The sequence below is a fragment of the Actinoplanes sp. TBRC 11911 genome (assembly GCF_012933445.1).
Taxonomy (GTDB): Bacteria; Actinomycetota; Actinomycetes; order Mycobacteriales; family Micromonosporaceae; genus Actinoplanes.
The window spans coordinates 107,811-122,901 of record NZ_JABBNC010000025.1; the positions used below are offsets into that span (position 1 = coordinate 107,811).

The following is a 15,091-nucleotide window of genomic DNA, read 5'->3' on the forward strand; positions in this document are numbered from 1 at the left end:
CGATGGACGACGACACCGTACGGGTGGTGGAGCAGACCGGCCTGGTCGTGCTCAGCCGGGGCGAGCTCGTGGTCACGGCCGACGGGAGCGAGGCGGTGCTGGCCCGGGTCCGCGAGGAGGGGCTGGTGCTGGAGTTCCCGGTCGAGGTCGAGGTGCGGATCGTGCCGGCCTGCGACCCGGACGAGCACGTCGACACGACGCTGGCCCGGCTCACCGCGGCCCTGGAGTCGCTGGCATGACGACCGTGCGCGTCCCGGTGCGGGTCCGGCTCGAGGTGGCCGCGGACCGGGTCGGCGACGGCCTGGTCGCGCTGGTCGGCGACGCCGCGGGCGCGGCCCTGGACCGGGCGGTGCGGCGAGCCCGGACCGTGCACGCGGTCACCCGGGCCCCCGCGTCCGGGCGGCGGCCCGCGATCACGGTGCGGTTCACCGGTGACGAGCTGCCGCGCGGGATCGCCGCCGCCGTCGAGGAGGCGTTGCGCGGCGGCATCGAGCTGGCCGCCGAGCGGATGACCCGCTCGTGGGCGCCGGCCGAGCACGGGCGCGACCGCACCGAGCACGCCGAGCCGTACGACGAGGACCGGTTCGTGGTGACCTCGGACGGCGCGACCGGCTACCGGGTGCCCTACTACGACCGTGGCGGCGCGGCGGTGACGGTGCCGCTGTGTGACCTGACCCCCGATCCGGTGCCCGAGGCCCGGCCCGCGCAGCGCCTGCGCCGGATCCGGAGCAACGCGGAGCTGCTCGACGCGATCATGGTGCGCACCGGCGGCTATCCACCCGACCGGTTCGTGGCGATCCGCGGGGACGCGGACACCGGCGTCGCGATCGCCGACTTCATCGACGTCGAGACGGGACCTGACGGCACCTTCACGGCCCGGCGCCGCGCCTTCGCCGACCTCGGCATCTATCAGTTCCCCGGTGGCAAGCAGGAGGCGGTGCTGCACGGGGTCTCCTTCGTCGACGCCGACCGGTGGAGCGTGTTCGGGTCCGCGACCGGCACCGCCCAGGTCGAGGAACTGCTCATCGAGGCGATCAGCGTGGACCTGCTGCGCCGATCGCCGCAGGCCGACCAGGCGCTGCTGCACCGGCAGGCCCGCAAGCGCCTCGCCGAGACGGGCTTGCACGCCGGCAACTCGGTCACCGTCTTCCAGCTGACCGCGCACGGCAAGCCGGTCTGGATCGGGCCGGTCGTCAAGGACCTCCCGCGCGACACCCGGCCGGTGCTCGTGCTGACCGAGGACGATCCGGAGGAACACGAGGACACGTACGGGAAATGCCCGCCCCTCGACGCCGAGGAGCCCAGCCTGTGGCTGAGTCTGCTGGGCCTGCAGCACGACGATCCGCGCACGCCGGACATGCCCTTCCTCGGTGAGCCCGCGATCGAGAACCTGCCGGCGCACGTCGCGGAGCGGCTGGCCACCCGGGTGCAGAGCCTCGCCGGGCTGTTGCACATGCAGCCCGGCGCGTTCGTGGGCGGGTTCCTGATCGGGGCGCTGGTCCAGGTGGACCGCAACTGCCGGATCCTGACCAGCAACCGGGCGCCCATGATGCCGCAGATCAAGGCGATGGCCGAGGCGTTCGGGCCGCTGACCGCGCTGTACCGGGACTACCTCTCGATCATGATCAACCTGGATCTTCAGCGGGCCCTGCCCTGCCCGGTGGCCGGTCACGCGAGCGAGTGGGCGGTCCGCTTCACCGAGGTCTTCGGCTCCGCGCAGGACGACGCGGTCGCCTCCATGTTCGTCTCGACCTGCCAGGACGTATTGCTGCAGACCTTGTACGCGACCGGCGAGGAGCTCTCCAAGCGGGCGATGAACTTCGCGTCCTACATGTCGGTCACGCGCCTGCTCCTGGTCGTCATGCTCGCCGACACCGTGGAGCTGATGCGCCTGCGCGACGCCCTGATCGAGCGGGAGAACCGGACGTACGCGCTGATCGGGTCGGCCGGCAGCTCGTTGAACCCGCGCTCGGCAGCCGCCTGGCAGTCGCTCACCGAGGACCTGCTGGACTCGCTGGGCGCGGGCGAGCCGGTCTCGCACGAACCGGTGTCCGGCACCGTGACGCGGCAGAAGGACGGCTTCCGCGTGTACGACGGCGACGGCCGCTGGTGGAGCCGCAAAGAGCTGGACGCGCTCATCACCGCCCAGCGCCGGCAGGTCGCCCAGGTCGACTCGCTGGTCGACAAGGTGTCCGAAGTAGACGATCTGGTCCGCGAGCTCAAGCTGGCGCAGGCGCTCGACAACGCCATGTCGACCGAGCTCGGGCACCAGCTGACTGGGCACGTCGACGACATCTTCCGGAACCTGCTCACCGAACTCCTCAAGTCCAACGGGGAGTGGCAACGGAAGGCCGCACGCGACCGCAGCCTCGCCTTCGGGCTGGCCAGCTTCAGCCGGGACGACATCAAGACCGCCTCGGACATCGGCGCCACGCTGGCCGGCATCCACAAGCTGGCCGACGACCGGCTGCGACCGGCGTTCACCGACCAGGACGCGTACGTGGCGGGCATGCGCCGGCTCGCGAACGCCGAGATCGACAAGGCGGCCGTCTTCGAGATTCTCAACCTGGTCGGCATCACCGTGCTGGCCATCTTCTGCCCGCCACTCGCGCTGGGCGTCGGGCTCGTCCAGGCGTACGAGGGGCTGGAAACCGCCTTTGAGCACCGCGACCTGCAACGCTCGATGCTGGACGGCGACGAGATCCTCTCCAAGGCCCAGGTCGAGGCCGAGATGTGGGCGGCCGTGATCGGTGCGGCGCTGACCGTGCTCCCGGAGGCGCCGGCGCTGGCCCGGGGAGCGGCCGGGGTCAGCCGGGCGGTGGCGCGCGGCCAGGTCGCCGAGGCCGCCGGGATCGCCACCCGGCAGGCCATGAAGCAGATCGCCGAGCACCTGGCCGCGTTGAGCCTCAAGCACTTCACCAAGACGTTCGCGATCGAGATGACCAAGGGATATCTGCTCCAGCTGGCCCTGAACAAGGCGGTCGGCCGGATCGCCGAGGCGGTCAGCCGGCAGGTGGGCGTCACCGGTCACGCCTCGCCCGGCGATGTCTTCGAGGTGCTCGGCCGCGCGATCGAGGGGGCGTGATGGTCGCGTTCAAGGTCCGCGGCACCGACCTGGAGCCGCACGTGCACCTCACCGTGGGGAAGCTGGCCGTCGTCGACGCGTTCATGAAGAGGTTCAAGCTCACCGACCGCGAGGCCGCCACCAAGATCCTTTCCAACGGCGTGATGGACGCGATGGAGCTGCTCGGCAGCCGCTACGTCACGTCGATGACGCAGGTGGTCGGCCGGCTCACCCGGCTGCGCGAGGCCATCCACGTCGTGTACGAGAAGGTGCTGGCCGGCACCGGCGAGACGGTCAACCGGGACGAGCTGCGGATGATGTTCGACCAGCTGCACGAGGAGACCAAGAAGCTGGCCGACCCGCAGAAGTGGGCCCAGGAGGAGGGCCGGCTGGTCGAGCCGCTGCCGGACACCGCGGCGCAGCCCGACTACCCGGGTGCGCGCCCCGGGCTCGCGGACAAGCCCACGAACGCGCCTCGCGAGGGTGCTCCGGTGCTCGGGCGTACGGGAAAGGTGTGGGGTGAGCGGAAGGTACGCCGCGGCGAGATCACCCTGGAGATCGACGCGGACGGGCTCTACTGGAAGTTCCCCGACATCCCCGACGACACGGTCCTGCACTTCGAGGAGTTCGGCTACCGCGTCTGGAAGGAGGCCGACGGCGCGATCGTCGAGGAGCTGCTGGTCGGGCCGAGCGTGTCGAGCACCCGGCGGCTGACCCGCGGCGAGGAGGTCATCTTCCGGGCGGCCGAGATGGGCGAGGCGTACGAGAAGGCCGGCACCCAGCGCGCGCACGGCGCCGGTTCGCCGGGACTCGGCTTCGACGCGGTCTACGGGGTGGTGCACGCGATCGCCCGGATCAACAACTGGCTCGAGAACCACGGCGTCGAGGCCTGGGTCCGCAGGCTGCGCGACAACGCCCCGCCCGGCGTCGAATACGTGTGGACCACCCGGACCCGCAAGTCCGGTCAGTCGCTCGCCGACCGGCAGTACCACATCAGCGCGGTGGCCGAGGGCAAGGTCCACGACCTCTACACGATCGACCTGACCGTGCCGGAGGGCCCGCCGGACCCGAACGGGCCGATCAACGTCAAGGTCACCGGGGTGGGTCCGGAGATCCTCCAGTACGGGTCGCCACCTACCCGCAAGAGCCTCGAAGCCTGGGAGGCCGCGCCCGCGAACGAGAAACCGCCGATCGACTACGTGGAACCCCCGGACCCCCTCAAGGAGGCGCTGGGCCACCGGACCGGGCCGGAACCGGTCCGCGCCACCAACGTCGCCGTCGCCCGTGCCCAGAACGCCCTCAAGCGGCTCACCAGGGTGCTCGACACCACGATCCTGAAGCGGACCTACGACCAGAACCCGGCCTGGAACAAGGCCATCGACGCGGTGACCGAGGCCGTCGGCCGGATCGACCGGCAGCTCGCCACCCGGCCGGCCGACCCGGCCCTGCTCGGTCAGATCGACGCCGCGATCACCGCGTTCGACCGGCGGGCACAGTGGGCGACCCCGGACGACCTGTACCGCTTCGCCGCCGACCTGCACAACCTGGCGAGGGACTGACCATGCCCAGCTCGTACGCCTCGAATCTGCACACGCCGAGCGCGGTGCTCTTCGACGGGATCGTCCCGGTTCCACTGTGGGCGGTCACTCAGATGGCGATCGACGCGTCGTACGCGGTCCCCGCGGTCGGCGGAAGCAATCGCCGGGTCGCGCTGCCCACCCACGACGACACCATCGGGCTCACCGCCGTGCTGCTCGGCCCGCTGCGCCTGGAATGGAAGGCGATGCTGGAGAACATCGCCGAGGCCAGCCGGTACGGCACCGTGCTCAGTCCCAAGACCGGCGGCCTGGGCACCGGTCTGGTGCTGGTCACCAGCGCCACGGTCCGCACGAACCTGGCGGTGCAGTCGCTCAGCTTCAGCCTCACCGCGGCCCGTCAGGACACCATCGACGTGACCATGCGCCTGATCCACCTGCCCCCGCCCGGCAGCCTCACCCGGCTGCTGGACGTCACGTCGATCGGGGTCGGCGCGCTCACCGACCGGCTCCCGTTCTGAGGCCGCCGTGAACGTGCTGCCCGCCTTCGTGACCCGGCCGCTGGCCGACGCGTACCTCGACGCCCTGGACCCGGTTGCACCGCCTGCGCCCGCACCCACACTGTCCACCCTGGACACGGATCTGCCCGACGGCGTGCCCGCCCGGCTGCCGCTGGACGACTCCCGCCTGCTGGTGCTGGCCGTGCCGCTCGGCTCGGCCACGCCGCTGCTCGCCGCCGACCCGCGCCTCGTGGTCGTCGACGACCAGCTCATCACCGCCGCCCCGCCGGACGGGCACGCCCCGCTCGACCTGCCCCGGCCGCGACTCACCATGGTGGTGGACGGGCGGATCGGCGACACCGTGCCGGTCGTCCCCGGCGTGCCGGTACGGCTCGCCGCCGGATCCGCCGCGGTGGCCGAGCTGATCGTGGACCGGCTGCTGCTGACCGCCGGCGCTCTGCTCGGCCCGGGCCGCTCCGGCAGCCGCCTGGTGCTGCGCTGGCGCCCGCTCACCGTGGCCGGACCGGCCGGACCGGCGCCGACACCCGGCGATCCCGCCCTCGATCTGCTGCTGGGAGCGAACCGATGACGATTCCGCTGACCGGCCCGGCGGCCCGCTCGTCCGACGTGCAGCCGGGCACCGTGCCGGCCTGGGCCGTGGTCTTCTTCTCGGACGGTCCGGGCGGCCTGAAACGGCTGCTCGCCGTCGGCAGCGACACCTACGACGGCTCGGTCTCGGCGACGCTGCCGTTCGAACTGGAGGGCGGCCGCTACGAGGTGGTGATCGAGGGACTCACCGATTCCGACTACCAGCGCGTCCGGGCCGGTGGCCGCGTGCTGGCCGCCGAGATCCACCTGTGGTGGTGCGACACCACCGCCGGGGTGCTCGGCGATCTGGCCCGGGCCACCGGTCTCGGCGACCTCGTCGACGGCGGCACCCGGCCCCCGGCGGACAGCCTGGTCGCGACCATCCGGGTGGACTCGATGCGGCGGCAGGCCGGCGAGCGCCGCTACGACACGGTGCTGAGCGGCCGGGAGCGGGTGGTCGCCCGGCTCGGCGAGACCCGGATGGCGGGCACGCTCACCTACAAGACGCTGCCGGACGCCGTCGACGACATCGCCCGGCGGGCTGGCATCAGCGTCCGGAGCCACGGCGTGGACACCCTGCCGAAGCCCGGGAAGGACCAGAATGCCGCCGACGTCCGGCCCGGCAGCGCCCTGCAGGCCATGCGCACTGTCCGCGACCAGGTGCTGGCCGGCATGAAGCTGCAGGGACTGCCGGCGGCCCTGATCCGCGACGGTGTGCTGCACCTCGGCGAGTGGACAGCGGACAAGAGCGGGGTCAAGGCGCTGCCGGTGGATCGCACGCTGGACGCGGCCGGCGGCCTGGTGAGCGCCGAACGCGGCGCCGACGCCGACCCGCGCGAGGCGACGGCCGGGCCGCCACCGCCATCGCCCCGGGCCAAGGTCACCGCGACCGCGCTGGGCCGGCCCGACCTCAAGCCCGGCGACCGGGTGTCCATCCCGCTGCCGCCCGAGGATTACCCGGACCTGGCACCGACCGGCGCGGGCCTGCCGCTGCTGCGTGACCTGGACGCGGTGCTCGGGCCGGACGCCGAGCAGACCACGCTGTCGCCGTGCCTGGTCACACAGGTGACGCACCGGTTGTCCCGGCGGCAGGGTTTCGTGACGACCATCCAGGCGGTGGTGCCGCGTCAGCCCGGCGACGACGGCTGGGACAAGGCCGACGACTCCACCACCGGGACCACGAGCACCGGGCGGGAGCAGCGCGGGTCCAAGCCGGCCGATCACGCGTCGGGGGCGGCCGGCGCGGTCGAGGGGGTGGCCAAGGCGATCGCCCAGCGGGCCGGGCTCCAGCTGCGGTCCGGGCAGGTGCGCGGGCACGGCGGAAACCCACCCGAACAGAACACCAGCGAGATCTGGTACGCCGTGACGCCGCGCGACGGTCTGCCGGACGAACTGCGCCGGGTGGCGATCAACCCCAAGCTGCACGGCGCGCTGCCGGAGGTGCCGGTGGTGACGCCGTTCGCGTTCGGCGGGTACGGCCTGGTGCTGCCACGCTATCCGGGGTCGCGGGTGCTGCTGGCCGACCAGGGCGGCGGCGCGCAGGGCGTGGTCGACATCGGCGGCGTCTGGGAGGACGGGGTGTGTCCCCCGGCCGAGGCCGGCGACTGGTGGCTGGTGCTGCCGATCGGTCAGGCGGTGCAGAACCTCGGCCCGGCCGCCGACGCCGAGCCACCGGCGTCGGCGGACGCGAGCCACGATCTGATCGACGCGCAGGGGCGCCGCCTGCTGGAGACGGCCGGTTTCACGGTACGGGTGGTCGACGCGCCCACGCCGTGCGACCAGCGCCCGCAGCCCGCGAAAAAGGGCTCGGTGGTCATCGAGAGCACCAAGGACGGCAAGTCCGCGCGGGTCGAGCTCAAGAACGACGGCAGCATCACGATCACCGGCACCTCGATCTCCCTGGACGCCGGCACGGGCGACATCACGATGAACGCGGCCAACGTCAGGGTCCAGGTCACCGGCACGATGGACGTGAGCTGATGGGCACCCCGGTGGTCGAGGCGGGCTCGTTCGCCTGCACGCACGGCGGCAAGCGCAAGCTCGAGGGCCTCAGCGGCAAACCCGGCGCCGCGAAGGTGCCGCTCACCGTGTCGGGCTCGCCGGTGGTGCCGGTGACCGCGGCCGGCGGGCTCGGCCAATACGAGAACTGCGGCTTCAGCGACAACGCCGGAACGCTTGCCTGCAGCTCGACCAGCATCACCACGACGGGCGCCACCAAGCTCACGGTGGGCGGCAGCAGTCATGTCCTGCTCGCCTCCGACACCGTCCAGTCGGTCAACACACGCGCCGGGACGATCACCGCCACGGTCACCGCCGGGCAGTCCACACTCACCGCCAAATGAGGACATCATGACCGTGACCACCGCAACGGACACCGCCACCGAGTCCGTACGCCGGCGGCGCCTGCTCGGCACCGGCCTGCGCGCCGATCTGGTCGGCGTTCGCGACCTGGCCCGCGACCTCTCGCTACGGCGCACCGCCGGCGGCGTCGACCTCGACGTGGTGGAGGGCCTCGACGCGTTCGCCCAGGACCTCGCGGTCGCCCTCACCACGCTGCGCGGCACCGACCCGTTCAACGCCCGGTTCGGCTTCCTCGGGCTCGGCCCGCTGACCGACCAGACCGCGCCGTCGATCGCCCGGCAGGCGCTGCGCAGCGCGGTCGCCCAGGTGGTGGCGGCCGATCCGCGGGTACGCCGGATCGTCGACGTCACCGTGACCACCCCGGCCGCGGGCTCGCGGGTCCTGGACATCCGGGTCACCTTCGACGCCATCAGCGGCGACACCGTGACCGTCGGCGTCACCGGATCGGAGGCCCCGCAATGACCGACGACCGCAGCCTCGACCTCACCGACGTGCTCGCCATCGACGACGAGGTGACCCGCTCGACCGGCAGCGCGGGCTTCGGAGTGACCACGGCCGGGTTCCTGCCCAAGCCGTTCACCCGGCTGCTCGCCGAGCGGATCGCGTCGGCCCGGCAGCTGATCGACCCCGACCTCGACCTGTCCAGCGGCAGCGTGGTGCGCAAGCTGCTCGAGATCAGCGCGCTCGAGGACGCCCGCACCTGGGCCGCGCTCGGCTCGCTCTACGACGACTGCTTCGTGACCACCGCCCGCGGCCGGGCGCTCGGCGACCTCGGTGCGGAACTGGGGCTGTCCCGGCCGTTCCAGAACGCGACCGGCACCGTCACCCTCACCCTGGCCGGCGCGCTCCCGGCCGGCGTGACCCAGCTCGTGCTGCCCCGCGGCAGCCGGCTCGGCACCGCCGGCGGCCACCGGGTCGCGCTGGCCACCACCGCCATTCTCAGCCCGGCCGTGACCGCGCTGGCCGCGAGCGTGGTCAGCTTCGACCCCGGCCCGGACGGCAACCTCGACCCGGCCGCACCCGGACAGCTGCTCGACCGCTGGGAGATCGCCGACGGCAAGCTGGCCGCGCTGCTCGCCGCGGACGAGGCGGCCGGGCTGCCGGACGGCGCCTCGGCCACCGGGCAGGGCCTGGTGCGGATCCAGCACACCGAGGCGCTCGGCGGCGGCGAGCAGCAATGGGACGACGGGCGCTACCGGCAGTTGCTGCTGGGCGCGTCGCGGTCGGTGTGGTCGGCCGAGGCGATCGCCACCACGGTGAGCCTCATCCCGGGCGTACGGCAGGTGACCGTGCGCGACGGCTGGGGTGGCATCGACCTGTCCCAGTCGGTCTTCGGTGACTTCACGTTCCTCGAGCGGCTGTTCGCGGCGGACCGCGACCTGGCCTCGCCGTACTTCGTGAGCGTGCTGGTCGCGCCCACCGAGGCGGCGGTCTGGGACGGCCCGAACGGGCTGCGGGCGGCGGTCGAGACGGCGATCCGCGACGTGCGCCCGGTCGGCGTGTTCCCCGACGTGGTCGAGGCCGACCAGGTGTTCCTCGGCATCCAGGCGCAGGTCGTGACCAGCGGGCTGGCCCTGCCGGCGGGCAGCGCGGCCAGCACCGACTCCAGCCCGGCCGCGATCGCGCTCAAGGGCCGGCTGCTCGACCGCGTGCACCGCATCGTGGACACGCTGCGGATGGCCGAGCCGGTGCGCACGTCGGCGGTGACCGCGGCGCTGATGGGCGAGCCCGGGGTGGTCGACGTCGTCGGGCTGCGGCTCGTTCGTTTCCCGGCCGCGGTGGACCCGGTCGGCAGCACCACACCGGACGTCGAGTTGCCCCAGGTCCTCGACCAGGACCAGAACCTTCTGCTCGGCGCCGACCAGATCGCCGTACTGGTGGATGCCACCGACCGGCTGACGGTGCGGTGACCGCCGTGACCGACCTCCTCGCCGAGCTCGGCGCCCCCGGCGCCGGATCGCTCGCGGCCGCCGCCCGCGAGATGATCGGGCCCTACTCGGACGCGCTCACCCCGAAGCCGCTGCCCTGGGACGACGACGCGCACGCCGCCGTGACCGTCCCCGGCGACGCCCGCCTGCCGCTCCTGCTCGTCACCCTGCTGGACGACCTCGGCACCGGCGAGCTGGTGCTGCGGCCCGGACCGGTCACCTTCGCGCCGTGGAGCCAGGCCGGCAGCGCCCTGCCGATCGTGGTGGCGCCCGGCTCGTCGACCGAGCTCACGTCCGACGGTCGCACCGCGGCTCAGATTCGCGACGCCGTACGTGTCGATCTGGTGGAGGGTCTGGCCGGTCGGCTGATGGCCGTGCTGCTCGCCGAGAAGGCGCGGCTGCGCCGGACCGGCCGGGAGGTCGCCGCGATGCGCGCACTCGACCGGGCCCGGGACAGCGCCCTCGACCGGCTCGGCGCCGACCTGCACTGCCCACGCTTCGGCGACGAGCTGGTCTGGGATCCGGAGCGTCGCTCACCCACCACCCAGCCGCTGCCGGGCGGGGAGGACGACGACTCGTACCGGGCCCGGCTGCGGCTGCTGCGCGGGCTCTGGCTGGCCACGCCCGGCTGGGCCGAGGAGCTGATCAACGGCGGGCGGATGGCCGACGTGGGCTTCGCCGGCCGGGTCGACGTGGACGAGAGCCCCAACCAGCTGCTGCTGGCGATGCGGCTGGTCGGGACCGGCCGCGCCGCCTTGCTGGACGCCGTCCGCCGGGTGCACCTGATCTGGCCTGCCGGCAGCGACGCCGGGGACGCGGCGCACGCCGCGCGGATGCTGCCCGCACCGGTCGCCGAACGGGTCGCGAGGCTACGCGGGCGGCTGAACGACTGGAACCTGCGGCCGTCGCAGCCGCTCGCGCCGGCTCTCGCCGAGGCGCTCGCCACCCTGCTGGACCGCTGCGAGCAACTGGGCAGCCGGCCGTGGCCGGCGCTGAGCACCGGACAGTTCGACGACGGCGGATCCCGCTTCGAACTGGGGCTCGGGGCACTGCTCGCACCGGTGAACGCCAAGGCGCTGGACAAGGCCGTCCGCGCCGCCCGCGACCTCGGCCTCCCGGGGGTCGTGCCGGTGCCACGGCAGCAGGACCCGATCGGCGCCTGGCTGCTGTCGGCGTGCGGGCTGCGGACCGCCGAACCGACCGCCGACGGCGTCTTCGTGAGCACGCTGCCGATGGGCCCGCTGGTCGTGGACCTGGCGCCGGGGCCGGACGGGCCGCTGCCGGTCACCGCGGCCGCGCACCTGGTCTCGGCCTCCGATGCCGCGCACGACACCCCGATCGTCGCCGTGATGGCAGCGATGACCGCCCTCGGACAGACCGCGGTGGCCGACGAGGCGGCGCTGCTCGCCGCGATGCAACCGGCGAGTGCCGCCCCCGACCTCGCCCAGGCCTTGCAACAGCAGGGAGTCCCGGCGGTGGCCGATGTGGACGGGTTCCGGCAGCAACTGGCCGCCGTGTCCGACCGCCTGTACGTCGCGTACGACCTCGGCGCGGCCGGCGCCGGACCACTCGCCGAGTTGTTGCCGGCGGCGGCGCACGCGGGCGCGTCCAGCGTGGTCGGCCTGATCACCGCGGCCGGGACTGCCGCGGTGCTGATCGGCGTGACCGGCCTGCCGCTGGCGGGCAGCAACCTGGCCGGCCGGCAGACCGTGCTCTACCGCTGGCAGGCGCGCGGGCTGGCCGGCGACGCGTTCCGGATCGAACCCCGGCGGGGCGCCACCACCACGATCTTCGCGCCGGGCCAGGGGGTCGGCGTGCTCAGCTGCGTGGCGCACCTGCGCGGCGACGGCAACGACCCGTACGAGTGGTCGCCCGTGCCTGCCGACAGTGCGCTGCTCACCCTGCGCCAGTACGAGCACCTCATGAACCTGGTCGAACTGGCCACGCCGATCGGGGTGCGCGCCAACACCTGGCGGCTGCGGCAGCAACACGTCGACGCGGACGGGTCGGGGGCCGCGATCCCGCTCACGGCCGCGGCCGCCCGCACCTACCGCCACTACCGAGCCACCCGCTGATCCGCTTTCCAGGAGAGCCACCATGTCCGACCACGAAGGAAACCTCCCGGGCGCCGCACCGCTCGTCTTCGGCGTGCCCGCGGAGACCGTCGCCCACGCGCTGCGCGACGCCGGCCTGGCCGAGGACGCCGTCGTCGCCGTGCTCGGCCGCGCCATCGCCCGCTCCGCGGAGCCCGCCGCGCTCGCGGCGGACGGCAGCTTCACCTTCCAGGTGACCATCAACGAGACGGCGCCCGAGTGCGCGCTCACCTACGAACGGCTGTTCATCCATCCCGACTTCGTGGACGGGGTGACGGTCGTGCAGGCCGGCGCCACCCCGGACGAGATCGGGTTCAACTCCCGCTTCCACAGCATCGAGGGCGAGTTCGACAGCATCGCGCGCGACCTGCACACCTCCAGCAACTGCGTGGCCGAGCTGCGGCGCGAGGTCTTCCAGCTGTCCCGCGAACTGGAAGCGAAGATCACCGAGATCGACGCGAAGATCGCCGCCAAGGGCAAGGACAAGGACTCCAAGGACACCAAGGAGAAGGACACCAAGGAGAGCAAGGACAAAGACAGCAAGGACACCAAGGAAGGTAAGGAGGGCAAGGACAAGGAGGGCAAGGACCGCAAGGACGGCAAGGACAAGGACTTCCTCGACAAGGTCGCGGGCGTGGACAAGGTGGCCGGCATCGACCAGCGGCCGATCGCGGCCGAACCCGCCGGCGATCCGCACATGAGCGCCGCCGACCCGCCCGCCGGCGGATCCGAGCGCACATTCATCAGCCTCGAGGACCGGCCGGACGTCGAGGCCACCGCGCTGCGGCCGCCCACCGAGGAGGACGACTGAGATGCGGCTGATCCTGGCGCACTCCGACGACGCCGCGGCCCGGCGGCTGGCCTCGCTCTGGGGCGACGACGCCCTGCTGCTCACGCCGGCCCTCCTGTGCGCCGAGCGGATGACGTTGACCGTGGACCGGCGTGGGCGCGCCGCGGCCTCGCTGCCGTCCCGCCCGGCCGTACGGGCGATCGTGTGCCGTCTCGGCGGGGTGCGCTGCGGCGACCTGTCCCATGTGGACTCGCGCGACGCCGCCTACGCCGCGGCCGAGCTCGATGCCTTCCTGCGGGCCTTTCTGGCGGCCTGGCCCGGCCCGGTGGTCAACCGGCCGAGCGACACCTGCCTCAACGGCCCGGGGTGGCGTCCGGCGCAGTGGGCGGCGGCGCTCGCGGTCGCGCATCCGCCGCAGTCGGCCGCAGGCGGTGGCGAGGTCACGGTGGTGGGGGAGCGGTGGTTCGGTGCGGTCTCCGACGAGCTCGGGTGGGCCTTGGCCGCCTTCGCCAAGGCGTCCGGCTGCACGCTTCTGCGTGCCTCGATCTCCGCCGCCGGTACGGTCGACACCGCCGACGCGTGGCCGGACGTCTCGGCGCCGCCGGTGGCCGAGGCCCTCCGAGGCCTGCTGGAGGATGCGTGATGACGGTCCTGCTGTGGGGGCTGCCCGGCGACTCGACAATGACGGCGGTCCGCAACGCGCTCCGGGTGCCGTCCTTCTTCCTCGACCAGCACCGGGTCCTCGAAACCCGCGTCGAACCGGGCGGCCGTCTGGAGGTCGGCGGCAAGTCGCTGAGGCTCGACGAGGTCAGCGCGGCCTATCTGCGCCCGCACGACAGCGCGCGGCTGCCCGCCGTCCGCGACGATGCCGCCGGGCGTCGCCATGCCCAGCAGGTCGACGAGGCGCTGGCGTGCTGGTCCGAACTCACCCCGGCCCTGGTCATCAGCCGGCCCTCGGCGGCGGCCAGCAACGGGTCGAAGCCCGCGCAGATCCGGCATGCGGCGGCGTGCGGCTTCCCCGTACCGGAGACGCTCGTGACCAACGATCCCGTGGCCGCCGCGTCCTTCGCCCGGCAGCACGGCGAGGTCGTCTACAAGTCGGTCAGCGCGATCCGCAGCCGCGTCCGGCGGCTCACCGCGCGGGACGACCTCGCCCAGGTGGCGGTCTGCCCCACCCAGTTCCAGGCGTGGATCCCCGGCACCGACGTCCGCGTTCACGTCGTCGGCGCCGAGACCTTCGCCACCCGCGTCGAGAGCGAGGCCGACGACTATCGGTACGCGGCGTCGCAGGGTCTCCCGCGTGCCGAGCTGTCGCCCTTCGACCTGCCGGACGTGGTGGCCGCACGATGCCAGATGCTGACCGCGCGGCTCGGGCTGCCGGTGGCCGGCGTCGACCTGCGGGTCACCGCCGACGACGAGTGGTACTGCTTCGAGGTCAACCCGTCGCCGGCGTTCGCGTACTACGAGGCCGGCGCCGGGCAGCCGATCGCCGCCGCGGTGGCCGGCCTGCTGGCCGCCGCGTACACCTGCGCGGTGACCCGGTGAACACGGCCCCGGTCCACCTGGCCTCCGTGCTGACCCGCGAGGAGGCCGCCCGCTGGGCCGCGACCGTGCTGGATCCGACGCCCGAGGTGCGTGATTCTTGCTGGCGCGACGGCCCGGACCTCACGACCATCGGCGAGCCCGTGTACCGCAACCGCGATCGGCTCGGCTACTACGAGGAGCGGGCGCGGGCGACGAACCGGTTGCTCTACGGGCTTTACCGGGATCTGTACGACCGGGTGGCGTCGCTTTTCGAGGCCCGGTACGGCGAGCAAGTATCCTTTGTGGACCGACTCGCCGTTCCGGGCTTTCACCTCATGCGGTACGCCGAACCGGGCACCTACGAGGGCGGGGGCTGGCACCTCGACGAGCTCGCCTGGCAGGTGCCCTACTTCGTCGAGCACGCCGCCGAGGTGACCGGGATCCTCAACTTCACCTTGCCGCTGGCCGTCCCGAGCGGCGGCACCGGCATGGACCTCGTCGACGACCAGACCGGCGGTGCGGTGCATATCGCGTACGAGCCAGGGGTTGTGCTCTTCAACGAACAGGAGGTGCGGCACCGCATCGGGCGCTCGACCACGTTGGCGCACCACGAGTGCCGGCTCACGCTGCAGGGTCACGGGGTGCGCATGCGCGGCCGCGTGCTCCTCTTCTGGTAGGCGGTTTTTGGTAGGCGGTCGGACTAGGATC

14 protein-coding genes are annotated in these 15,091 nt (G+C 73.1%); all 14 read left to right on the forward strand.

Annotation, left to right across the window (positions count from 1 at the left end; genetic code table 11):
• The first annotated feature begins 2 nt into the window (after positions 1-2).
• From HH310_RS28825 to HH310_RS28890, 14 genes are read left to right on the forward strand one after another with little or no spacing between them, the layout of a single operon-like run.
• On the forward strand, positions 3-239 hold the full coding sequence (locus HH310_RS28825) for a hypothetical protein (protein WP_169178825.1): 237 nt from the start codon (positions 3-5) through the stop codon (positions 237-239).
• Positions 236-3,085, forward strand: coding sequence for a hypothetical protein (locus tag HH310_RS28830; RefSeq protein ID WP_169178826.1), 2,850 nt, complete (start codon positions 236-238; stop codon positions 3,083-3,085). The genes HH310_RS28825 and HH310_RS28830 overlap by 4 nt, the downstream gene beginning before the upstream one ends.
• Positions 3,082-4,623, forward strand: coding sequence for a hypothetical protein (locus HH310_RS28835; protein WP_169178827.1), 1,542 nt, complete (start codon positions 3,082-3,084; stop codon positions 4,621-4,623). The genes HH310_RS28830 and HH310_RS28835 overlap by 4 nt, the downstream gene beginning before the upstream one ends.
• Before the next feature lie 2 nt (positions 4,624-4,625).
• Positions 4,626-5,120 carry a hypothetical protein gene (locus HH310_RS28840; protein WP_169178828.1) on the forward strand — a complete coding sequence of 165 codons (495 nt, stop codon included), beginning with the start codon at positions 4,626-4,628 and terminating at the stop codon, positions 5,118-5,120.
• A 7-nt stretch (positions 5,121-5,127) separates the two neighbouring features.
• Entirely contained in the window at positions 5,128-5,688 is a 561-nt protein-coding gene (locus HH310_RS28845) for a hypothetical protein (protein ID WP_169178829.1), read from the forward strand.
• Positions 5,685-7,667 carry a hypothetical protein gene (locus HH310_RS28850; protein ID WP_169178830.1) on the forward strand — a complete coding sequence of 661 codons (1,983 nt, stop codon included), beginning with the start codon at positions 5,685-5,687 and terminating at the stop codon, positions 7,665-7,667. Before HH310_RS28845 ends, HH310_RS28850 begins: the two co-directional genes overlap by 4 nt.
• Positions 7,667-8,029 (forward strand): hypothetical protein, encoded by a 363-nt coding sequence (locus HH310_RS28855; RefSeq protein WP_169178831.1) that lies wholly within the window; start codon positions 7,667-7,669, stop codon positions 8,027-8,029. The genes HH310_RS28850 and HH310_RS28855 overlap by 1 nt, the downstream gene beginning before the upstream one ends.
• A gap of 7 nt (positions 8,030-8,036) precedes the next feature.
• Positions 8,037-8,510 carry a hypothetical protein gene (locus tag HH310_RS28860; RefSeq protein WP_169178832.1) on the forward strand — a complete coding sequence of 158 codons (474 nt, stop codon included), beginning with the start codon at positions 8,037-8,039 and terminating at the stop codon, positions 8,508-8,510.
• Positions 8,507-9,958 (forward strand): hypothetical protein, encoded by a 1,452-nt coding sequence (locus HH310_RS28865; protein WP_169178833.1) that lies wholly within the window; start codon positions 8,507-8,509, stop codon positions 9,956-9,958. The genes HH310_RS28860 and HH310_RS28865 overlap by 4 nt, the downstream gene beginning before the upstream one ends.
• A 5-nt stretch (positions 9,959-9,963) precedes the next feature.
• Positions 9,964-12,051 carry a hypothetical protein gene (locus HH310_RS28870; RefSeq protein ID WP_169178834.1) on the forward strand — a complete coding sequence of 696 codons (2,088 nt, stop codon included), beginning with the start codon at positions 9,964-9,966 and terminating at the stop codon, positions 12,049-12,051.
• Between the two features lie 22 nt (positions 12,052-12,073).
• The gene (locus HH310_RS28875) at positions 12,074-12,880 is read left to right on the forward strand and encodes a hypothetical protein (RefSeq protein WP_169178835.1); all 807 of its coding nucleotides are present in this window, start codon (positions 12,074-12,076) and stop codon (positions 12,878-12,880) included.
• A 1-nt stretch (position 12,881) separates the two neighbouring features.
• Positions 12,882-13,502, forward strand: coding sequence for a hypothetical protein (locus HH310_RS28880; RefSeq protein ID WP_169178836.1), 621 nt, complete (start codon positions 12,882-12,884; stop codon positions 13,500-13,502).
• Entirely contained in the window at positions 13,502-14,404 is a 903-nt protein-coding gene (locus HH310_RS28885; RefSeq protein WP_169178837.1) for a RimK domain-containing protein ATP-grasp, read from the forward strand. Before HH310_RS28880 ends, HH310_RS28885 begins: the two co-directional genes overlap by 1 nt.
• The gene (locus HH310_RS28890) at positions 14,401-15,060 is read left to right on the forward strand and encodes a hypothetical protein (protein WP_169178838.1); all 660 of its coding nucleotides are present in this window, start codon (positions 14,401-14,403) and stop codon (positions 15,058-15,060) included. The genes HH310_RS28885 and HH310_RS28890 overlap by 4 nt, the downstream gene beginning before the upstream one ends.
• The last annotated feature ends 31 nt before the right edge of the window (positions 15,061-15,091 follow it).